At 67.2% G+C, this 20,796-nt stretch carries 22 protein-coding genes; 10 read left to right on the forward strand and 12 right to left on the reverse strand.

Going from position 1 to position 20,796, the window contains the following annotated elements; genetic code table 11:
* Nucleotides 1–16: 16 nt before the first annotated feature.
* From ASE72_RS19690 to ASE72_RS11965, 3 genes are read right to left on the reverse strand one after another with little or no spacing between them, the layout of a single operon-like run.
* On the reverse strand, nucleotides 17–157 hold the full coding sequence (locus ASE72_RS19690) for a DUF2256 domain-containing protein (protein WP_082445957.1): 141 nt from the start codon (nucleotides 155–157) through the stop codon (nucleotides 17–19).
* Nucleotides 157–1,257 (reverse strand): 3-dehydroquinate synthase, encoded by a 1,101-nt coding sequence (aroB, locus tag ASE72_RS11960; protein WP_056021266.1) that lies wholly within the window; start codon nucleotides 1,255–1,257, stop codon nucleotides 157–159. The genes ASE72_RS19690 and aroB overlap by 1 nt, the downstream gene beginning before the upstream one ends.
* Nucleotides 1,254–1,793, reverse strand: coding sequence for a shikimate kinase (locus ASE72_RS11965; protein WP_056021269.1), 540 nt, complete (start codon nucleotides 1,791–1,793; stop codon nucleotides 1,254–1,256). The genes aroB and ASE72_RS11965 overlap by 4 nt, the downstream gene beginning before the upstream one ends.
* A 103-nt stretch (nucleotides 1,794–1,896) precedes the next feature.
* Here ASE72_RS11965 and ASE72_RS21055 point away from each other — a divergent pair, with 103 nt between their 5' ends.
* The 4 genes from ASE72_RS21055 to ASE72_RS11980 are packed head-to-tail and all read left to right on the forward strand — an operon-like array spanning nucleotide 1,897 to nucleotide 5,863.
* Nucleotides 1,897–2,031, forward strand: coding sequence for a hypothetical protein (locus ASE72_RS21055; protein ID WP_268795896.1), 135 nt, complete (start codon nucleotides 1,897–1,899; stop codon nucleotides 2,029–2,031).
* Entirely contained in the window at nucleotides 2,015–3,892 is a 1,878-nt protein-coding gene (locus tag ASE72_RS11970; RefSeq protein ID WP_056021272.1) for a hypothetical protein, read from the forward strand. The genes ASE72_RS21055 and ASE72_RS11970 overlap by 17 nt, the downstream gene beginning before the upstream one ends.
* A 39-nt stretch (nucleotides 3,893–3,931) precedes the next feature.
* Nucleotides 3,932–4,906, forward strand: coding sequence for a tyrosine-type recombinase/integrase (locus tag ASE72_RS11975; RefSeq protein ID WP_056022266.1), 975 nt, complete (start codon nucleotides 3,932–3,934; stop codon nucleotides 4,904–4,906).
* 9 nt (nucleotides 4,907–4,915) lie between these two features.
* Nucleotides 4,916–5,863: an acetyl-CoA carboxylase carboxyltransferase subunit alpha gene (locus ASE72_RS11980; protein WP_056021275.1), complete on the forward strand. Its 948-nt coding sequence runs from the start codon at nucleotides 4,916–4,918 to the stop codon at nucleotides 5,861–5,863.
* A gap of 97 nt (nucleotides 5,864–5,960) precedes the next feature.
* Here the strand turns inward: ASE72_RS11980 and ASE72_RS11985 are convergent, their stop codons facing one another.
* Nucleotides 5,961–6,128, reverse strand: coding sequence for a Flp family type IVb pilin (locus ASE72_RS11985; protein ID WP_056022269.1), 168 nt, complete (start codon nucleotides 6,126–6,128; stop codon nucleotides 5,961–5,963).
* 121 nt (nucleotides 6,129–6,249) lie between these two features.
* A complete protein-coding gene (locus ASE72_RS11990; RefSeq protein ID WP_056021278.1) occupies nucleotides 6,250–6,465 on the reverse strand; it encodes a Flp family type IVb pilin in 216 nt (71 codons plus the stop codon).
* 32 nt (nucleotides 6,466–6,497) lie between these two features.
* Here ASE72_RS11990 and ASE72_RS11995 point away from each other — a divergent pair, with 32 nt between their 5' ends.
* Nucleotides 6,498–6,908, forward strand: coding sequence for a (deoxy)nucleoside triphosphate pyrophosphohydrolase (locus ASE72_RS11995; protein WP_056021281.1), 411 nt, complete (start codon nucleotides 6,498–6,500; stop codon nucleotides 6,906–6,908).
* A gap of 18 nt (nucleotides 6,909–6,926) precedes the next feature.
* Here ASE72_RS11995 and ASE72_RS12000 read toward each other — a convergent pair whose 3' ends face one another.
* The gene (locus tag ASE72_RS12000) at nucleotides 6,927–7,508 is read right to left on the reverse strand and encodes a DUF1989 domain-containing protein (protein ID WP_056021284.1); all 582 of its coding nucleotides are present in this window, start codon (nucleotides 7,506–7,508) and stop codon (nucleotides 6,927–6,929) included.
* A complete protein-coding gene (gene gntA / locus ASE72_RS12005; RefSeq protein ID WP_056022271.1) occupies nucleotides 7,501–8,187 on the reverse strand; it encodes a guanitoxin biosynthesis heme-dependent pre-guanitoxin N-hydroxylase GntA in 687 nt (228 codons plus the stop codon). Before gntA ends, ASE72_RS12000 begins: the two co-directional genes overlap by 8 nt.
* 172 nt (nucleotides 8,188–8,359) lie before the next feature.
* Here gntA and ASE72_RS12010 point away from each other — a divergent pair, with 172 nt between their 5' ends.
* The 5 genes from ASE72_RS12010 to ASE72_RS12030 all read left to right on the forward strand — a co-directional run bounded on the left by ASE72_RS12010 (nucleotide 8,360) and on the right by ASE72_RS12030 (nucleotide 15,251).
* A complete protein-coding gene (locus ASE72_RS12010) occupies nucleotides 8,360–9,076 on the forward strand; it encodes a Crp/Fnr family transcriptional regulator (protein ID WP_056022274.1) in 717 nt (238 codons plus the stop codon).
* A 25-nt stretch (nucleotides 9,077–9,101) separates the two neighbouring features.
* Nucleotides 9,102–9,323, forward strand: coding sequence for a hypothetical protein (locus tag ASE72_RS12015; protein WP_056021287.1), 222 nt, complete (start codon nucleotides 9,102–9,104; stop codon nucleotides 9,321–9,323).
* A 64-nt stretch (nucleotides 9,324–9,387) separates the two neighbouring features.
* Nucleotides 9,388–11,715, forward strand: a complete 2,328-nt coding sequence (locus ASE72_RS12020; protein WP_056021289.1) for a GH92 family glycosyl hydrolase — start codon at nucleotides 9,388–9,390, stop codon at nucleotides 11,713–11,715.
* Between the two features lie 150 nt (nucleotides 11,716–11,865).
* A complete protein-coding gene (locus ASE72_RS12025) occupies nucleotides 11,866–13,962 on the forward strand; it encodes a M3 family metallopeptidase (RefSeq protein WP_082445958.1) in 2,097 nt (698 codons plus the stop codon).
* On the forward strand, nucleotides 13,962–15,251 hold the full coding sequence (locus tag ASE72_RS12030) for an MFS transporter (protein ID WP_056021294.1): 1,290 nt from the start codon (nucleotides 13,962–13,964) through the stop codon (nucleotides 15,249–15,251). The genes ASE72_RS12025 and ASE72_RS12030 overlap by 1 nt, the downstream gene beginning before the upstream one ends.
* Nucleotides 15,252–15,383: 132 nt before the next feature.
* On the opposite strand, the gene ASE72_RS12035 is transcribed toward ASE72_RS12030, so the two are convergent.
* The 5 genes from ASE72_RS12035 to ASE72_RS12055 all read right to left on the reverse strand — a co-directional run bounded on the left by ASE72_RS12035 (nucleotide 15,384) and on the right by ASE72_RS12055 (nucleotide 20,765).
* On the reverse strand, nucleotides 15,384–16,715 hold the full coding sequence (locus tag ASE72_RS12035) for a sensor histidine kinase (protein ID WP_200916284.1): 1,332 nt from the start codon (nucleotides 16,713–16,715) through the stop codon (nucleotides 15,384–15,386).
* Nucleotides 16,716–16,768: 53 nt separating this feature from the next.
* Nucleotides 16,769–17,488: a response regulator gene (locus ASE72_RS12040; protein WP_056021299.1), complete on the reverse strand. Its 720-nt coding sequence runs from the start codon at nucleotides 17,486–17,488 to the stop codon at nucleotides 16,769–16,771.
* Nucleotides 17,489–17,560: 72 nt separating this feature from the next.
* Nucleotides 17,561–18,271: a hypothetical protein gene (locus ASE72_RS12045; protein ID WP_056021302.1), complete on the reverse strand. Its 711-nt coding sequence runs from the start codon at nucleotides 18,269–18,271 to the stop codon at nucleotides 17,561–17,563.
* A gap of 152 nt (nucleotides 18,272–18,423) precedes the next feature.
* A complete protein-coding gene (locus tag ASE72_RS12050; RefSeq protein ID WP_056021306.1) occupies nucleotides 18,424–19,200 on the reverse strand; it encodes a thioesterase family protein in 777 nt (258 codons plus the stop codon).
* A complete protein-coding gene (locus ASE72_RS12055) occupies nucleotides 19,197–20,765 on the reverse strand; it encodes a class I adenylate-forming enzyme family protein (RefSeq protein WP_056021309.1) in 1,569 nt (522 codons plus the stop codon). The genes ASE72_RS12050 and ASE72_RS12055 overlap by 4 nt, the downstream gene beginning before the upstream one ends.
* Nucleotides 20,766–20,796 lie beyond the last annotated feature (31 nt).

Raw genomic sequence — 20,796 nt, forward strand, 5'->3', positions numbered from 1 at the left:
CTCCGCTGCGGCGCGCCTAGCGCTTCTTGCGACAGGCGTCCGAGCAATAGGTGACGTTGTCCCAATCGCGCGCCCATTTCTTGCGCCACGTGAACGGACGCTCGCAGGCCGGACAGATCTTGGTCGGCAGGTTCTGCTTGGCGATTCCGTTGGGCATTATCGCGCCTCCGCGTCGAGGAAGCCCGCGACGGTCGACAGGTTCACGGTCTTGTCGAGATAGGTCTGGCCAATGCCCCGCGCGAGCAGGAACGGCAGCGTGCCTGCCGCCATCTTCTTGTCATGGCGCATATGGTCGACGAGCCTGGCACCGGACGCCGATATCCCGGCGGCGGCGAGGCCATCGGGAAGCCCGACGGCACGCCAATGCGCCGCGACGCGCGTCGCGTCCTGGCCCGGGCAGATGCCCTGTGCCGCGGAAAAGCGGAAGGCGAGCGCGCATCCTGCGGCGACGCCTTCGCCGTGTATCAGCGCCTGCGAAAAGCCCGTCTCGGCCTCCAGCGCGTGGCCGAAAGTATGGCCGAGGTTGAGCAATGCGCGTGTCCCGGTCGTCTCATGCTCGTCAGCAGCCACGATCCGTGCCTTGGCGGCGACGCTGTGCGCGATCGCGTGGGTGCGCAGAGCGACATCGCCCGCGAGCAGGGCAGCGCCGTTCGCCTCGCACCATTCGAAGAACGCGAAATCGTCGATCAGGCCGTACTTCACGACCTCGGCATACCCCGCGCGCAGCTCGCGTATCGGCAGCGTGTCGAGCAGCTGCGGATCGATCAATACCATCGCGGGCTGGTGGAAGGCGCCGATAAGGTTCTTGCCCGCGCGCGTGTTGATCGCGGTCTTGCCGCCGACCGAGCTGTCGACCTGTGCCAGCAGCGACGTCGGGATCTGGACGAACTGGCACCCGCGCTTGAGGATCGCACAGGCGAATCCGACGAGATCGCCGATCACGCCGCCCCCCAGCGCGACGACGTGATCACCGCGTTCGATGCCGAGATCGAGCAGCCGGTCGCACAGCGTCTCGAGCGTCGCCCAGCTTTTCGATCCCTCGCCGGGGGGAAGCACGATCGCCTCGCTCGCGACGCCGTTCTGCGTCAGCGAGGCCTGGAGCGTCGCGAGATGACCGGTCAGGTTCGCATCGGTGACGATGGCCATCGTCCGCCCGCGCGCGAGCGGCGCGAGACGCGCGCCGGCGGCGGCGAGCGATCCGGCCTCGATATGGATCGGATAGCTCCGGGCGCCGAGGTTCACGGTGATCGTCGTCATAGTCCGATGGCTTTCAGGATGGACGCAACGGTCGCTTCATGCGGGGCCTTGTTGCTCGCGATGTGGATATGCGCCTTGGCGTAGATCGGGTTGCGGACCCGCGCGAGTTCGGCGAGCACCTGGCCCGCGTCCCGGTTGCGCAGCAACGGCCGCGTATTGCGCCTGCCAACCCGCTCGACAAGAATGTCGGGATGCGCGCTGAGCCAGATCGCGGTCGCTTCCGCGAGGATCAGGCTGCGCGTTTCCTCGTTGATGAACGCACCCCCGCCGGTCGCGATGACCTTGGGCTTGCCGTCGATCAGCCGCGCGATCACGCGGCGTTCGCCGTCGCGAAAATACGCTTCGCCGTATTTTTCGAAGATCTCGCTGACGGTCATTCCCGACGCCGCCTCGATCTCGTGATCGGCATCGACGAACGGCAGGCGGAGGCGTTGCGCGAGGCGGCGGCCGACCGTCGTCTTGCCCACGCCCATCAATCCGACGAGGACGAGGGGGCGGCCGCTCCAGGGGGCAATCGGGTTGTGGCTTTGCAACATCGCGGGCCGCGCTATACAGCGACGCTGCGCGGGGGGAAACGCCAACCACGTGCGTAATTGCTCTGTTCGCCTTCTTCGTATCCGTCTCAACAAGGTTTTGCGTATGTCCCGCCTGATAGTCTCGGTCGTCGTCGTTCTGGTCGTGGTCATCGGCGGGCTGTTCCTGCTCGCAGGGCGCGCCACCGAACGCCCCCAGACGCAAGTCGAGAAGGCCGTGACGCTTGCGAACCTTTCCTAAGGTCACGCTGGCGGCGCTGGCCGCGACCTGCGCGCTCGCGGCGCTGGCGCCGGCGATCGGGCAGGATCGTCCCGAATCGATCCTGCCCCCCGGGTTCGGTGACACGACGCCGACGCCGGCGCCGACCCCGCGGGCACCGTCCGCAGGCTCAACGGCCCAGCCCGCCCGGCCGGCCCAGTCCGGCCAGCCCGGAGCCCCCGCACAACCGGTCGCACCCGTTCCGGCGCCACCAGGCGGTCTGGCGACGATCCAGCCACTGCCGCCCTCGTCGCCTCCGACGGGGCCGGACGGGGCGCCGATCGTGCCCCCGGTCGGCACACCCGCGCCGATCGACCCCGCGGTCGTCGCGCAATATGAGATGCCGGCCTTCGCGCGCCGCTCGCTCGATCGGGTCGGCGCGATCGGCCAGACCGAAGGCGGCGTTGCGGCAGACGCCTTCGGTGCGGCCGATGGCCCGTATCTTCAGACGCTGATGCGCCGGCTGACCGCGCCGCTGCCGTCACGGTGGATGTCGATCCTGCTGCGGCGCGTGCTGGTATCGCGCGTCGAAACACCGGCCGGCGTCAACGGCGCGGATTTCGCCGCCGAGCGCGGCTGGCTGCTGCTGCGAATGGGCGAGTCGGTTGCGGCGCGCGCGGTCGTGCAGGGCGTCGACACCGCCAACTACACGCCCAAGCTCTATCAGGTGGCGATGAACACCGCGCTGGCGACGGGCGATCCCGGTGGTCTGTGTCCGCTGGTTGACGGCGCGATACAGCGCGTGCCGGCGCGAAGCTGGACGCTGGCGCAGGCGATGTGCGCGGGCCTGTCGGGCGAGCCGTCACGGGCGGGGACGCTGATCACCGCGGCGCGGCGGCGCAACGTCGCCAGCGGCGTCGACATGCTGCTGGCGCAGAAGGTCGTCGGCGCCGGCGGGCAGGGCCGCCAGGCGGTGACGATCGAGTGGGACGGCGTCGATCAGCTGACGACATGGCGGCTCGGACTCGCGATGGCGACGGGGGTGGTCGTTCCCGATCCGTTGTTCGCCACGGTCGGACCGCAGGCGACCTATTGGCGCGCCTTGTCTCCCGGCCTTACGATCGGCAACCGGTTGGCGGCGGCCGAGGCGGCAGCGGCGCAGGGTGTGCTGTCGAATGCCGCACTGGTCGACCTGTACGGGGCAGCCGATGGCGACGACAGCGTCCAGAGCGCGGCAACCGCGACCGCGCAGGACCTGCGCACCGCCTATGCCGATCGCAACGCAGAGGCACGGTTGACGGCGCTGCGATCGATCTGGGGGGCGAGCACGGATGCAGCACCCGCCTATGCGCGACTGGTGCTGACGGCGCGGGCCGCGGTGCGGATCCCGGCGGCGCTGGGCAAGGGGGACGCCGACCGGCTGGTCGCGTCGATGCTGTCCGCGGGGCTGGACCACAGCGCGTCACGCTGGCTCGGCGTCGTCGATCGCGGCGGGGACGCGTGGGCGATGCTCGTGCTCGCCGACCCCAATCCGGGGACCCGGTTGAGCTATGGCGATCTCGCCTCCTATTCGGGCGGACCCGGCGATTCGGCGCTGAAGCAGCGGATGCTGTTCGCGGGGCTCGCGGGGCTCGGCAGGCTGAGTGCGGGCGATATCGAGCGGGCGGCGCAAGCGCTCGGCGTACCGATCGGGACGGAGAATGCGTGGACGCGCGCGCTCGACCGCGCGGCGCGCGCGGGACAGCCCGGAACCGTCGCGCTTCTTGCGGCAACCGGTCTGCAGACGGCGCGCTGGCATGGTGTCCCGCCCGAGGCGCTGTACCGGATCGTCGCCGCGCTGCGGGCCGTGGGGCTCGAGGGCGAAGCGCGGATGCTGGCCGCCGAGGCGATCGCGCGCGCGTGACCGCCGCATCGGCCCGACCGCGTGCGCGACGGCCTCGTGATGCATGACGGCGACGACGACGGCGTCCCCACCGACGCGAATGCGTCGGGGAGGATCGCCGACCGTGCGCTGATCGACCGGTTTCTCGAGATGATGGCGGCGCAGGCAGGGTCGGCGGCGAACACGATCGCCGCCTATCGCAGCGACCTGTCGCTCGCGTCCAAGATGCTCGATGGCGATCTGGCGACCGCGGATGGCGAGGCGCTCGTCCGGCTCTCGGCGACGTGGCGTGACCTGTCGCGCGCGACGATCAGCCGGAAATCGGCGGCACTGCGGCGGTTCTTCGGGTTTCTCGCCGACGAGGGGCACCGGGAGGACGATCCGGGCAAGGCGCTGCCGCGGCCCGGAACGGCCCGGTCGCTCCCCAAGATCCTGGGGCATGATGACGTCGACCGGCTGTTCGCGGCGATCGTCGCGCGAATCGGGCGCGATCCACCCGACCCGCGGGACGTGCGGCTGTCGTCGCTGATCGAGCTGCTCTACGGTTCGGGCCTGCGCGCGACCGAGCTGATCAGCCTGCCGCGCAATGCGGTGCACCCCGATCGACCGTTCGTCATCCTGCGCGGCAAGGGCGGGCGCGAGCGGCTGGTGCCCATATCCGATCGCGCGCGCGCCGCCGTCGCGCTGTGGCGCGCGAACGTCCCCGTCGATTCACCCTGGCTGTTCCCCTCGGGCAAGCGGCATCTGTCGCGGATCCGGCTGTACCAGCTGGTCAAGGCGCTCGCCGCCGAGGCGGGGATCCCGCCCGACCGCGTCAGCCCGCACGTGCTGCGCCACGCCTTTGCCACGCACCTGCTTGCCGGCGGAGCCGATCTGCGCGCGCTGCAGGCGATGCTGGGGCATGCCGATATCGCCACCACCGAGATCTATACCCATGTCGAAGCGAGCAAACTGGTCGAACTGGTCAATACGCGCCACCCGCTGAACGACGCCGCGAACCCGCCCCGCGTTGACGTTCAAGTCCGCGAGCCGTAACCGGCGCGGATGCCAAGCTTCCTCGACTTCGAGAAACCGATCGCCGAACTGCAAGGGCGGATCGACGAACTCCGTGACACCGCGACCGACGGCAGCGTCGATCTGTCCGCCGACATCGCCCGTCTGCAGGCCAAATCGGACAAGCTCCTGAAGGACACGTTCGCCCGGCTGACGCCGTGGCAGAAGACTCAGGTCGCGCGTCATCCCGAGCGTCCGCACTTCAAGGATTACGTCGCCGCGCTGTTCGACGAGTTCATTCCGCTCGCGGGTGACCGGGCGTTCGGTGACGACCAGGCGATCCTGGGCGGGTTCGCGACGTTCCGCGGGCGCAGGATCATGGTGCTGGGGCACGAGAAGGGCGACGATACCGCCAGCCGTCTCCGTCACAATTTCGGCATGGGCAAGCCCGAGGGCTATCGCAAGGCGATCCGTCTGGTCGAGCTGGCGAACCGCTTCGGCCTGCCGATCGTGACGCTGGTCGACACCTCGGGCGCGTTCCCCGGGATCCAGGCCGAAGAACGCGGCCAGGCCGAGGCCATCGCGCGCTCGACCGAAGCGTGCCTCAATGCGGGCGTCCCGATCGTTTCGGCGATCGTCGGCGAGGGCGGGTCGGGCGGCGCGGTCGCGCTGGCGGCGGGTAATCGCGTGCTGATGTTCGAACATGCCGTGTATTCGGTGATCAGCCCCGAGGGCTGCGCCTCGATCCTGTGGCGGACCGCGGACAAGGCACCCGAGGCGGCCGAGGCGATGCGGATTACCGCGCAGGACCTGAAGACGTTCGGCGTGATCGACACGGTCGTCGCGGAACCGCTCGGGGGTGCTCACCGCGATTCGGCAACGGCGATCGACGCGCTCGGCACCGCGATCTCGGCCGCGCTCGACGAGCTCGTGCCGCTATCGGCGGGGGACCTGCGCAAGGAGCGTCAGGCGAAGTTCCTCAAGATGGGACGCCTCTGAGCGTTCTTGCCGGGCAGCGCGTCCGAACGAAAATGGGCGGCGGATCCTGCGATCCGCCGCCCATTCGCTGTACAATCCGGTAAAGGATCGCAGCGGCTCAACCAGCCGTCATCTTGCTGCTGACGTTGTTGAAGGTCTTGTTCAGGCTCGTGCCCAGACCCTGCATCGCGGCGATGGCTGCGACGGCGATCAGCGCGGCGATCAGGCCGTACTCGATTGCGGTCGCGCCCTTGTTGTCCTTGAAAAGCTTGCGGATCATCTGCATTCCGGTCTCCATCGTTAAAAAGCTTCAGTCACCCGGCCGGCCCGGATCGACCGGAACAGCAATTCCGATCCCTAGGCGCGAGCGGTTGAGAAATTCTTAAAACCGCAAATCTTTCGTATGCTTAGCGGGCGGCAGCGACCCGTGTGTGGAGCATGTTCCACAGCGACGAGGTGCTGTCGGCGAGCATCACAAGCCCCGTCATCATGCCGAGCACGACGAGGGCCAGGATCAGGCCATATTCGACCGCCGTCGCGCCGCGGAGGTTCCCGAGCAGGGTGGTGGCCGCATGCAGGACGCGGGCACAGACTGGCTTTACGCTTCGGAGTTTCGGCCTCATGTCGCGTCGTAATAAAGTCAGGAGCTTAACGAATGGCCAATGATACTGCGCTGTTGCCCGTCGTCGCGGCGGCGTTGGTCGACGCGGATGGCCGCGTGCTGCTGCAGCAGCGACCCGCGGGAAAATCGCTCGCCGGGCTCTGGGAATTTCCCGGGGGGAAGATCGAGCCGGGCGAGACGCCCGAAGACGCGCTGATCCGCGAACTCGAGGAGGAATTGGCGATCATGGTGCCGCACGCATGCCTCGCGCCGGCGGTCTTCGCGAGCGCGCCGCTGGGCGACCGGCACCTGCTGCTGCTGCTGTTCGTCACGCGGAAGTGGACGGGCGTTCCGCGCGCGCTCGAGGCGGACGCGCTGCGATGGGTCTATCCGCGTGATATGCACGACCTGCCGATGCCGCCTGCCGACAAGCCGCTGATCGGCCTGCTGGACGCGCTGCTATAGCTGTAAGGAAAAATCCGGTCAGCTGATCGAATACTGGATCGGCTTGAACGATCCGCCGTTCGATTGCAGCGCCGAGCACGCGGTCAGTCCGATGATCAGATCCATCTCGGCTCGGAACGTGATCGTATCGCCGGCGCGGCTGAGTGGCGGCTCTACCGTGAACGCGCCGGTAGACCCGTCGATCGGCACGTTCATGAAACAGTTGAACGCGGTGGGGATGGCGTCGGGCTCCACGCCATAAGGCGCCAGCGCTTCGGCGAGATTGCCGAAGCATCCGCGGTGCGGATCGGTATCGCCGTAGATGATGGCGAAGGTTTCGCGCGAACACGGCGTGAGCAGGAAATCGTGCCGCCCCACGTCGTCGCCGATGATGTCGAGCATCACGTTGCTGCGGTTCGAATAGAGCCGGTCCCCGGTCGTCAGATACAGTCGGCTGGCGTAATCGAGCGTACGCCCCGACGAGATCACTTCGCGAATGTCCGCACGATTGTACGCGAGGAGATCCGCGACCTGACGGCCCTCGGGATCGATCACGGTCAGCGTCTGGCCGCGATCGAGCGTGAACCCGGCGCCGGAGCGCGGTGCGATCGTATCAACCATGTGCGCTGCTCCGCTTGAAGGGACATTTCCACGAGTCGTCGACGACCCGGCCGCTATATTGGCGCGCTTCGCTCGACTCGCCGTGACGCGCGAGCATCGGGTTCATCGTCCCTGCCAGTTGCAGATCGCGATCGAGGATCGACGTCCGCAGCTTGTCATAACGTTGCTGCGTGCGCAGCACCTCGAACTGGTCGTGCAGGTTGAATACCATCGCCGGCGTCTGGAACCGGCGCGCGGGGCGGCTCGCATTGGGGTGAAGCCCGACGACGAAAAACGCCTCGCCCGAAAAGCTCAGCGAGAAATGTGGATCGTCCGGATCGGCGCTCACCGACGGATCGGGACGGTTGCCCAGCCATTCGTCCTTGTCGCTGAGCGACTGCGCGCGTGCCCAGAGATGCGCCTCGAATTCCTCTTCGCTCAGCTGCTCGGGGCCTTCGAACAGCACCACCATCGTGCGGAAGATAGCGCGATCCTTCTGGTATTTTCGTACCGTGTCGGCGAGCATCGGGAGGATCCGCAGATCGTCCCAGGCCGAGCGCACATCGCGGGCGACGACGATGTCCATCTGCCCGCGACCAAGCGCGGATTTGGCGCCGACGCACGGAAAGGCAGTAGCCTGAACCGTCGCGATGAACGCCTGGGCGAGAGGGTGGTCATTTTGGGTCTGGGGGAGATACATGCCGACGCCGAACAGTCCACGACGCACAAGGTTTCATCTGCGAGCGGAGTCGTTGACCTCGATCAGTCAGAAAACTTGCAGCCGGCATACTTCAGTTCGTACAGGCAGGCGTAGACAGCCGGCGGCTTACAGGCAGGGGTGGACGGGCGATGGCGACCGCAAAGGGATGGGGATGCTGACAGGTAAGTTTCTACTAGGTCGCGGTCGGGATGAATTGACCGAAAACGAGGCCATGATCCTCGAAAACAGCGTCCATGACGTCAAGACGATGCCCGGCCGGTTCCGGCTCGTCCGCGCGGGCGAACCCGTGGAAACGAGCACGTTGCTGCTCGAGGGGTTCATCTGCCGCTACATGGACGACCGTGACGGGCTGCGGCAGGTCGTCGCGGTGCACGTCCCCGGCGATTTCGTCGACCTGCACGCCTTCCCGATGAAGCGGCTCGATCACGACGTCGCGGCGCTGGGACCGGTCAAGGTCGCGTTGTTCGAACATGCCACGCTCCAGACGATCACCGAAAACCACCCGCATCTCACGCGGATGCTGTGGTTCAGCACGTTGCTCGACGCCGCACAGCACCGCGAATGGATCTTCCGGATCGGACGACTGGGCGCAGAAGGCCGCATCGCGCACCTGTTCTGCGAGATCTATACGCGGTTGCAGATGGTCGGGCTGGCCAGCGACGGTCGGTTCACGCTGCCGATGACTCAGCCGGACCTGGCCGAGGCCTGCGGCATCACCGGGGTCCATGTGAATCGTGTCCTGAGGATGCTGCGCGAGCGCAACTTGTTGACTTTCAAGGCAAATGCTGGACACATCATCGACTTCTCGGCGCTTGCCAAGATCGGCGAATTCGTCCCGGACTATCTGTATGGCAAGGCCGAAACCTAGTCGGGAGCGTCGCATGATCGATAGAATGAAATCCGAAGACACGCCGGGCGTTGCCGCCGCGGAAAGCGGCGAAGTGACGCTGGACGGCCCCGATGGCGTGGCGATCACCTTCAGCCCGGCGGCAGCGCGCGAAACGGGTCAGCGCTTGATCCAGGCGGCCGATATGGCCGACAAGCAGCGCAGGGATGCTGCAATGGCCCCCGGTGGCGATGTGGGGGATGGCGATGACGACGAGGGTGACGAATAGCCTGAGGGCTACGGTCCGGCCGGCGGATCGAACACGGCGGTTCTCCTGGCGCGGCCTGGCGAGCATGGTGCCGCTCGCCGTCGCCGTCTCTGCGGCCGCACCAGCGGCGGGACAGGAGGCCGCTGCTGCATCAGCGGCGCGGTCTTCGGCGTACGACAGCGTCGATCCGATGATCGGCACCGGCGGCGAGGGGCATACGTTCCCGGGCGCGAGCGCGCCGTTCGGCATGGTGCAGCTGAGCCCGGACACCGATACCGGGTGCGAGATCCGCAAATGCTACGCGCATGCCGCAGGCTATCGCTACGACGACCCGACCATCCAGGGTTTCAGCCACACGCATTTCTCGGGCGCCGGGCATTCAGACCTGGGTGACATCCTGGTGATGCCGATGTCGGGCGACGTGACGTCGTTCGATCCGGGGGATCCGGCAAAACCGGGGACAGGGTACCGGTCGCGGTTCAGTCATGCGAGCGAGATTGCGCAGCCGGGTTATTACGCGGTCACGCTCGACGACGCGAAGGTGCGTGCCGAGATGACCGCCGGGACGCGGATCGGCGTGCATCGCTATCGCTTCCCCGCGGCAACCGCCGCGCATCTGATCATCGACCTGCGCAGTTCGCTCTATGCATATCCCGGCAAGATCCTCTGGTCGTCGCTGCGGCTGCGCGCCGACGGGACGCTGACCGGGATGCGCGAGACCCGCGGCTGGGCGCCGGGGCGCAAGCTGTTCTTCGCCATGCGCTTTTCCAAGCCGATCACCGCGCATGCGTTCGTCAACCGAGAGACGGACGTTGCGTACAAGGGCTTCCAGGGACCGGGGGGCGGGACCGATGCGGTTCCCGAGTTGCTCGGTCGCGCGCTCGAGGCACGGCTCGATTTCGGGCCGCTCGATGCGCCGCTCGAGGTGCGCGTCGCGGTGTCGGGCGTCGACGAGGCGGGCGCGATCGCCAATCTCGACAGCGAACCGGGCGGGTTCGACGCGGTTCGCGCGGCGACGCGGTCCGCCTGGACCCAGGCGCTCGACGCGGTCGCGATCAATGCCGCGCCGAAGATGCGGACGAACGTCTATACCGCGCTGTACCACAGCCTGCTCGCCCCCAGTGTCTGGAGCGATGCGGATGGCCGGTTCCGCGGTCCGGACGATCAGGTGCACAAGGCCGACGGCTACACCGCCCGATCGACGTTTTCGCTATGGGACACGTTCCGCGCCGAGCATCCGCTGCTGACGCTCGTACAGCCCGCACGGACCAGCGACGATATCGTCCGGTCGCTCGTCGCAAGCCGGACGTTCAGCCCGCACGGGATCCTGCCGGTGTGGCAGTTTGCCGGACGCGAGACGTGGACGATGATCGGCTATCATGCGGTTCCCGTCATCGCCGATGCCTATCTGAAGGGCGTGCAGGGCTATGATGGCAATGCGGCGCTCGACGCGATGGTCGCGAGTGCGGACTATGCCCCCTATGGCGGGCTCGGCGACTATATCGCGCAGGGCTATGTCCCGATCGACGAGGAGCCAGAGGCGGCGTCGAAGACGGTCGAATATGCCTATGACGACTGGACGATCGCGCGGATGGCCCGCGCGCTGGGGCGGAACGACGTCGCCGCGCGGTTCGAGAAGCGCGCCGGCAACTGGCGCAACAGCTTCGACGTCAAGACCGGGTTCCTGCGCGCGCGCAAAAGCGACGGCAGCTTTCGCGTCCCGTTCGACCCGACGGCGATCAATTACGGATCGGACTATACCGAGGGCAATGCCTGGCAATATTCCTGGTTCGTGCCGCACGACCAGGGCGGGCTGTTCCGCCTGCTCGGCGGCGACAGGAAGGTCGTCGCCAAGCTCGATGCGATGTTCGACTACGACAATTCAAAGATCGACTACAGCCATGCCGAGGATATCGCCGGGCTGATCGGCCAATATATCCATGGCAACGAACCCAGCCATCACGTCGCCTATCTCTATGACTTCGCAGGACAACCCTGGCGGACGCAGGAGCGGTTGAAGCAGATCGTCGAGAGCCAGTACAAGCCGACGCCGGACGGGCTGTCGGGGAATGACGATCTGGGCCAGATGTCCGCCTGGCTCGTCTTTACCGCGCTCGGCTTCTATCCGGTGGCGCCGGGTACCGGCGAATATGTCATCGGCCGCCCGTTCGTCGATCGCGCAGTGTTGACGGTCCCCGGCGGCAAGACGTTCACGATGGTTGCGGACGGACTGACGCCCGCCAACGCCTATGTCGGGCGCGTCACGCTGAACGGAAAACCGCTTGCGAAAAGCGTCGTCACTCACGCGCAAATCCTCGCCGGCGGCGAATTGCGGTTCGTCATGCAAGCCAAACCCAACGTGAAATGGGCGACGAGCAAGGCTGCGCGTCCCTATTCGATGACGCCCTATTAACCGCGCCGCGACGACTTCGCGCACCGCCCGCTTTTCGAGGCGGGCGGTGCACGGGGTTTCGCCACGCAACTTTATTGCTATGCTGCGGCCAACATCGTCCGGGAGAACCATGTGCATTTTCTACCTCTCGTCTTCAGTGCAGCTGCGCTGATGGCGTCTACGTCCGCGATCGCGCAAACCGGTGCGGCGCCCGTCGCGCCCGCCGCCAACCCCCTGCTCGCCGACTGGGCGGGCCCGACCGGCGGCGTGCCGCCCTGGGACAAGGTTCGACCCGAGCTGTTCCCACAGGCGTTCGAGACCGCGCTCGCCGAGCGGACGGCCCAATATCGCAAGATCGCGGACAATCCGGCCAAGCCGAGTTTCGCCAACACGATCGTGCCGATGCAGCTGGTCGGCAAGCGCTATGGCCAGGTGATGACGCTGTTCGGCGTGATGACCAGCAACATGAACACGCCCGCGTATCAGAAGCTCGACCGCGAATGGTCGCCGAAATTCTCCGCCGCGTCGGATGCGATCACGTTCGACAAGCCGCTGTTCGCGCGGATCCAGGCGATCTACGACGCGCGCAATTCGAGCGGATTGAACGCACAGCAGATCCGGCTCGTGACGCGGATCTACGACAGCTATGTCCGTCAGGGCGCCAAGCTGAACGACGCGCAGAAGGCGCAGCTGTCGCAGTACAACCAGCAGCTCGCGACGCAGTTCTCGACATTCGGCGAGAAGCTGCTCGCGGACGAGAGCAAGGCGATCTCGGTCACCGACGAGGCACAGCTCGCGGGGCTTCCCGACAGCGTGAAGGCGGTCGCCAAGGCGGCGGCGGCCGAGCGCAAGCTGCCGGGCTACGCGATCGTCAACACGCGCTCCGCGGTCGATCCGGTGCTGACCTATGCCACCGACCGCGCGCTGCGTGAGAAGGTGTGGCGCGCGTTCGTCAACCGCGGCGACAATGGCGACGCGAACGACACGAACGCGACGATCGCGCAGATCGTCAAGCTGCGCGCCGACCGCGCGCATCTGCTCGGGTTCAAGACGCATGCCGACTGGCGGATGCAGGACACGATGGCCAAGACGCCCGCCGCGGCGATGGACCTGATGATGCGCGTCTGGCCCGCCGCCAAGGGGCGCGTCGCCGAGGAGGTCGCGGACATGCAGAAGATCGCCGGCGCGTCGCTGACAATCGAGCCGTGGGATTACCGCTTCTATCAGGAGAAGGTGCGCAAGAGCCGCTACGACCTGGATCAGGCGCAGCTGAAGCCGTATTTCGAGCTCGGCAACATCATCCAGGGGTCGCTCTATGCCGCCAACCGGCTCTACGGGCTGACCTTCAAGGAGATTACCGGCACGGTTCCGGTGTTCGAGCCGAACATGCGCGTGTGGAGCGTGACGGACAAGGCCGGCAAGGATGTCGGGCTGTTCTACCGTGACGACTTCGCGCGGACCGGCAAGCGGTCGGGCGCATGGGCGAACACCTATCGCGGCCAGCGTGGCCTCGCCCCCGCACAGCTGGTGCTGTCATCGAACAACAACAATTTCGCGAAAGGTGCGCCCGGCGAGCCGATCCTGATCAGCCTCGACGATGCGCAGACGCTGTTCCACGAATTCGGCCACGCGATCCACGCGATGCTTCAGAACGTCGAATATCCGGGCTTGGCCGGCACGCCGCGCGATTTCGTCGAATATCCGAGCCAGGTGAACGAGCATTGGCTGCTCACCCGCGACGTGCTCGACAAATATGCGCGGCATTACCAGACCAAGGCGGCGATGCCGCAGGACCTGCTCGACAAGATCGAGAAGTCGCGCACGTTCAACCAGGGGTTTGCGACGGCTGAATATCTGTCATCGGCGATCGTCGACATGAAGATCCACACAGTCGCGGACGGCGTGATCGATCCCGACAAGTTCGAGGCGGCGACGCTTGTCGAAATCGGCATGCCCAAGCAGCTGGTGATGCGTCACCGCGTGCCGCAGTTCCAGCACCTGTTCTCGTCCGACAGCTATTCGGCGGGCTATTACAGCTATTTGTGGTCCGAGACGATGGATGCCGACACGTTCGCGGCGTTCGAAGAAGCGGGCAGCCCGTGGGACAAGCCGACCGCGGACAAGTTCGCGCGCATCCTGCTGTCGACGGGGAACGAGACGGATCGCGCCGAAGCCTATCGCGCGTTCCGCGGGCGTGATCCGGACGTCAACGCGCTGCTGAAGAAACGGGGCTTCGATCCCAGCCAAGCCGGGAAGGGCGCAAACTGATGGCACCCGATCAGAAAACGCGCCTCAAGGCGATCATCGGCGGATCCACCGGCAACCTTGTCGAGTGGTTCGACTGGTATGTCTATTCCGCGTTCACGCTGTATTTCGCGCCGCATTTCTTCCCGTCGACGGACCGCACCGCTCAGTTGCTGAGCGCGGCGGCGATCTTTGCGGTGGGCTTCCTGATGCGGCCGATCGGCGCGTGGATCATGGGGGTCTATTCGGATCGCCACGGCCGCAAGGCGGGGCTCACGGTCGCGGTCACGCTGATGTGCGCGGGCTCGCTGATCATCGCGTGTACGCCGGGATACGATACGATCGGCGTGTTCGCGCCGATCATGCTGGTGATCGCGCGCCTGATGCAGGGGCTGTCGGTCGGCGGCGAATATGGCGCGTCGGCGACGTATCTGACCGAGATGGCGGGCAAGGATCGCCGCGGCTTCTTCTCGTCGTTCCAGTATGTCACGCTGATTTCGGGCCAGCTGCTCGCGATCTGCGTGCTGCTGGTGCTCCAGTCGACGATGAGCGAGGCGGCGCTCGATTCCTGGGGCTGGCGGATTCCGTTCGCGATCGGCGCGGTTCTCGCCGTCGTCGTGTTCTACATTCGCCGCGGGCTCGCCGAAACGCAGAGCTTCGAGAACGCCAAGTCCGAGGCGGGCGACGGCAAGCCGAAGTCGGGCTTCATCCAGCTCGTCACCAAGCATCCGCGCGAGACGATGACGGTGATGCTGCTGACCGCAGGCGGTACGCTCGCCTTCTATGCCTACTCGATCTACATGCAGAAGTTCCTGGTCAACACCAGCGGGTTCAGCCGCGAAGTGGCGAGCCAGATCAATGCGGCGACGCTGTTCGTGTTCATGCTGTTGCAGCCGGTCGCGGGCGGTCTGTCGGATCGGGTCGGGCGCAAGCCGCTGATGATCGCGTTCGGCATTGCCGGGGTGTTGTTCACCTATCCGATCTTTACCGCGCTCGAGACCGCGACCAATCCGATCTATGCCGGGTTGCTGGTGATGGCGGCGTTGGTGATCGTGACGGGCTATACGTCGATCAACGCGGTCGTGAAGGCGGAGCTGTTCCCGGCGCATATCCGCGCGCTGGGCGTCGCCTTGCCCTATGCGCTCGCCAACACGCTGTTCGGCGGGACCGCCGAGGTCGTCGCGCTGAAGTTCAAGGACGCGGGCTTCGAACGCGGCTTCTACTGGTATGTGACCGCGATGATCGCAGTGTCGCTGGTCGTGTATTTGATGATGAAGGACACGCGGACGAACAGCCAGATCGTCGAGGACTGACGCCCGCTCACCCGATCCGTCATCCTGACGAAAGTCAGGATCCAGAGCCCAATGACGTAGCGGTCGTGGCTCTGGATCCTGGGTCGAGCCCAGGATGACGGATCGGGGCAGGCGTGTACGCCCTGCCTCGCCTCAGCGCGGCAATTCTATGATCGCGTCGAGTCCGCCGCCGGAACGGTTGACGAGGCGGATCTCACCGCCGGCCTCGCGGATGATGGCGCGGGCGAGTGCGAGCCCCAGCCCGATCCCCCCGGTTTCGCGGTTGCGCGACGTCTCGAGCCGGGTGAACGCATCGAACACGTCGCCCATCCGGTCCTCGGGGATCCCGGGCCCCTGGTCGGCGACGACGATCGCGACCGAACGCGCGTCCGCCTCGACGCGGACCTCTGCCGATCCACCGTATTTGACCGCGTTCTCGATCAGGTTGCGGACCGCGCGCCGGATCAGCGACGGCCGCAGGTGCATCCGCAGCCGGTCCGCCTCGACGAACGTCACCTCGTCGCCGATATCGCGGAAATCCTCGACCACCGCGTCGACCAGTGCGGCCAGATCGACATCGGTCGGCGGCTCGCTCGGGCGACCCAGCCGCGCGAGCGACAGGATGTCGTCGAGCGTGCGGTTCATCTCGGCGATCGTCTCGGCCATTCGCGCGCGATCGGTATCGTCATCGACCGATTCGATGCGGACCCGCAACGCCGCGAGCGGGGTGCGGAGGTCGTGGCCGATCGCGCCGAGCATCCGATCCTTCTCGTCGAGCATCGCCGTGATGCGCAGTCGCAGCGCATTGAAGGCGACGATCAGCGCGGCGATGTCGTCAGGCCCGTGCGGCGACAGCGGTACGCCGGGCTCGCCGGGGCGGAAGCGCTCCGCCGCCTCGCGCAGGTCGCGCAACGGCCGGGACATCCGCCGCACGATCCAGAGCACGGGAAGCAGCACGACCCCGTAGAGGATCGCGGTCTGTGTCAGCACGGCGATCAGAAGGCGCCAACCCGGTTGCGGCCAGGGCGCGGTGATCGCCAGCCAGCCATGGCCGGGCTGCTCGACCGCGATCAGCAACATGCTGCCCTGCCGGTCGGACCGGTGATCGGCGGACGTGGTATCGGATGCCTTCTGGCCGTTCCGGTGCCGCGACCGGTTGGAGTCATCGTCCTCGGGGCGCAGCCCGGTATCGATCCGCCCCACCACGACACCTTGATCGGCAAGCTGACGGCGAAGCTCCGCGGCAACCTCCGGATGGCGTTCGGTCGTGCCGTGCCTGATCGGATTGGCGGGCAGGCGCCGGATCCGCCCGCGATCCGCGGTGAGAACGCGGCCGCCATGCGCCTCGCGGTCGAGCGCATCGGCGATCCGCGTCGCGACCGGACGCGTCGCCTGCGCGAGGCGAAACTCCGCACGGTCGCGCAAGATAAGCGTGAAGTTGATCGCCTGCGCGACGAACAGCGCGATCGCGATGAGCAGCGCCATCTGGCCTGCAAGGCTGCGCGGCCAGGGGCGGGTGCGGATCGCGGCGGGCCGGCTCAAAGGCGGATGACCTCGGCGGCGAGCGTGTAGCCGCCGCCCCAGACGGTCTTGATCAGTTCGGGCGTCTTGGCATCCGCCTCGATCTTGCGGCGCAGGCGGCTGACCTGGTTGTCGATCGCGCGGTCGAACGCTGCGGCCTCGCGGCCCTGCGTCAGGTCGAGCAGCTGGTCGCGCGTCAGGACCTGGCGCGGTCGCGTGACGAGCGCGAGCAGGAGGTTGTATTCGCCGGTCGACAGCGGCACCGAGACGCCCTCGCGATCGACGAGCGCGCGTTCGCCCGATTTCAGCACCCAGCCGGCAAAGGCGTAGGAATTGGCCTCGGGGGCGTGCTGCCGTGCACCGCCTGCCGTCGCACGGCGGAGAATGACCTTCACGCGCGTCGCGAGTTCGCGCGGCGAGAAGGGCTTCACGACATAATCGTCGGCGCCCATCTCGAGCCCGATGATCCGGTCGGTTTCCTCCGCGCGCGCGGTCAGCAGGATGACGGGGACGTCGCTGGTCGCGGCGATGTGCCGGCACAGGCTCAGCCCGTCCTCGCCCGGCATCATGATGTCGAGGATCACGAGATCGATCGCATAGGCGGTCAGCCGCGTCCGCGCGCTTTCCGCATCGCCCGCCTGCGTGACGCGGAAACCCTGCTTGCTCAGATAGGCAGCCAAAGGCTCACGGATCGAACGCTCGTCGTCGACGAGCAACAGATGCGGCATGTCTCCCATGGGGGCGACGTCTAGCATGGTGCGTGTCCATGTGAAGCGTCGGACGGATTCGCCCCGTCCGACGCGTGGGTGTCACTCGCCGGTAGTGGCCGCGACAGCCCGATCGGCCTCGTCCCGAGTCGGCGAAGCGGTCGCGCCCATCGCATGGTGCCGACCGCGGCCGGGACCACGACGCATCGCGCGACCACCCGGGCGTTCGCTCGCGTCGAGGCGGCCATCGCGATTGGCGTCCATCCGGTCGAAGCGTTGCGCGGCGCGGTCGCTGAACTCGGCGCGGGTCACCACGCCGTCGTCGCGGCCGGCGCCGGCGCGCTGGCGGTCTGCGCGGCCCATGCCGCCCCGTGCGCCCCGATCGGGGTCGCGACGAGCATTGGCGTGATCCGCTCCCGCAGCCCCGCCCTGCGCCGCCATGCGCTGTTCGCGGCGCTCGCGCATTGCCTCACGCCGTTCTTCGCGGAAGCTGCGTCGCTCCGCGGCAGTCAGGATGCCGTCGCCGTCCGAGTCCATCCGGGCGAACCGCGCATCGGCGTCCGCGATCGCCTCGGCGCGCGTCACCGCGCGCATCGGGCCACCGCGCCGTTGCGGACCGCGATTCATCATCTCCGGGCGAGCCGGGGCGGTGGTCTCCTGGGTCTGTGTGGCGAGCGTCGCCGACAATGCGGCGCGATTGGCTGCAGCGGTATCGGCGCGGCTGCTCGGTGCCGCGGGGGCGGATTGCGCCGCGCAGGCGGTGGCCGCGATGGTGCCGGCGGTAAACGCCAGGGTCAAAATGGTCTTGCGCATCTGCGATCTCCGGTCGGGTGGGGGCGATCCCCATCGAATGTCCGACGTCTGGGCGCAGGCTGTCGCATGGCTATGTCACCCCGTCGGCAAAGTGTCGCAACTTGTCCCAGTGCAGGTTCAGTGCGCGCCGGGGTCATGGCTCGGTGTGCGATTCAGGCGAAGATCGCGACGCTTTGCATCTGTTCGGCGATCGGCAGCCCGTCGGCGTTCCAGATTGCCATGGTCTGGCTCGAACTCCCGGCATGGACATAGTCGGTCGTCGCACGCAGCAGCCACCAGCCGTTACGCGTCGTTGGCTGCGGTCCGAGGATGTTGAGCAGCCAGGTCATCGAGCTGAGCGGGGCGGGGCCGCCGAGCAGCTTGAGCGCGGAGGGCGGCAGGCAATCCGCCACCGCGATCAGCTCCACCATCGGGTCGAGCCCGTCACGATCGGCAAGCCTTGCCCAGCGCAGCCATTCGGCCGCGCCGACCCCATCGTCGCGCCGGTCCACCAGGTCGAAATTCTGCGAGAAGGCGACGCCGCGGTGCCCGCGATAGGTCGCCGTTTCGGAATCGGGCGCGGGAAACTCGGGGGTCGCGCCCGTCCGGTGATCGATCACCGATTCGATCGCGCGCATGAACACGAACGTCGCGCGCAGCCCGAGACCTGCGGCACTCTCCACGTCGACCTGGATGAATGCAGCATTCCGCCCGCGGCGCAACCGGCTGGCGCGCAGCGTGATCGCGCCCGACAAGGGGCCGATGAACGCGATCTGTGCCGAACGCAGCGGTGGCAGGTCGGAGTCGGATCGTTGCGCCACGTGCAGCGCCATCGCGGCCGAAAAGCCCCCATAGGCGGTCCGCCCCTGCAGCCAGTTGTCGGGGATGCTCCCGCGCCAGCCGTCGTCGACGGGTTCGAGCGCCGCGATGGCCTGCCCCAGACTCGTCATGCGCCGAGCAACCGGTCACGAAGCTCGCGCTTGAGCACCTTGCCGATCGCGCTGCGCGGCAGCTCGGCGACGGCGTGGATGCCCGCCAGCCGCTGCGTCTTGCCGAGCTGCGCATTGGTCCAGGCGAGGATCGCGGCGGCGTCGGCGTCGCGCGTCCGCGGAACGATGATTGCCACCGGCGTCTCGCCCCAGGCCTCGGACGGCATGCCCACCACCGCGCAGTCGGCGACGTCGGGATGGCGGGCCAATACCGCCTCGAGATCGGACGGATAGACGTTGAAGCCGCCGGAAATGACCAGGTCCTTCTTGCGGTCGAGCAGCGTCAGGAAGCCGTCCGCGTCGAACCGCCCGACATCGCCGTGGCGGATGTAGCGGTTGCCCGTCGCATCATACCATTCCGCCTCGCGTGTCGCCTCGTGGCGACCATGATAGCCATTCATCATCGCGGGGCTCCGGCCGACGACCTCTCCGGTCTCGCCCGGCGCGACCTCGTTGCCGTTGTCGTCGATCAGCCTGATCTCGTGGCCCGGCATCGGCTGGCCGACGGTATGCAGCTTCGTCGGGTTCGCGCTTGCGTTCAACGCGCAGCTCGCGCCGCCTTCGGTCATGCCGTAGAATTCGACGAGCAGGCCGGGCCACCGTGCGACGACATCGGCCTTGAGAGCGGCGGGGAAGGGCGCGCTGGTGCTGGTCTTGAAGCGGAATGCTGACAGGTCGAAATCGGCGAAATCGGGCAGCGCCATGATCCGCTGATACTGGACGGGAACGAGCATCGTGTGCGTCGCACGGTGACGCTCGGCAAGCACGAGATAGGTGCGCGCATCGAACTTGCCCATCAGCACGACCGTGCCACCCCAGCCAAGTGTTGGCAGCACGCTGACCAGCGTCGTGTTCGAATAGAGCGGCGTCGCGATCATCGTGACCGCGGTGTCGAACCCGGCCGCGGCGTTGCGCGCGATATGCGCCCAGCGCATCGCGTGGCTCTGGACGATTCCCTTCGGCGTCCCGGTGGTGCCCGACGAGTAGATGATGTTGAACGCGTCCTCCGGGACGATCGACACGTCCGGCGCGACCGCATCCTCCGCGGCCAGCCACGCCTCGAACCGCTGCGGCCCGGCCGGTGCCTGCGGATCGGCATCGGTCGGGCCGGGGGGCGGAAGCAGGATCGCCCGCGCGGGGACATGCATCGGTCGAAGCATGTCCGCCTGCTCGGCATCGACGAAGACGATCGGCGCGCCGCTGTCGGCGATCATCGCGCCGATCGCTTCGGGCGTGGCGGAGGGCGCGATCGGCGTCGCGACGCAGCCCGCGCGTACCGCACCGAGGAAAACTGCCATATACTCGACCGACGGCGCGGCGACGATCGCAACCGCCATCCCCTTGGCAACGCCGTCACGACGCAACGCGCTGGCGACCCGGTCCATCAGGCGATCGAGCGTCGCATAGTCGATCGCATGGCGGGAATCCGCGAGTGCAAGCGAGTTTCCGCGTTCGCGGCCATGCGCGCGGATCAGATCGGGGAGCGTGGCAAAGCCCGTGGCGAGCATGTCGGCGGCGGTCGTCATCGATCCCTGGCTATGCGAATTATCGCGCGAA

Source organism: Sphingomonas sp. Leaf20 (genome assembly GCF_001421535.1).
Taxonomy (GTDB): Bacteria; Pseudomonadota; Alphaproteobacteria; order Sphingomonadales; family Sphingomonadaceae; genus Sphingomonas.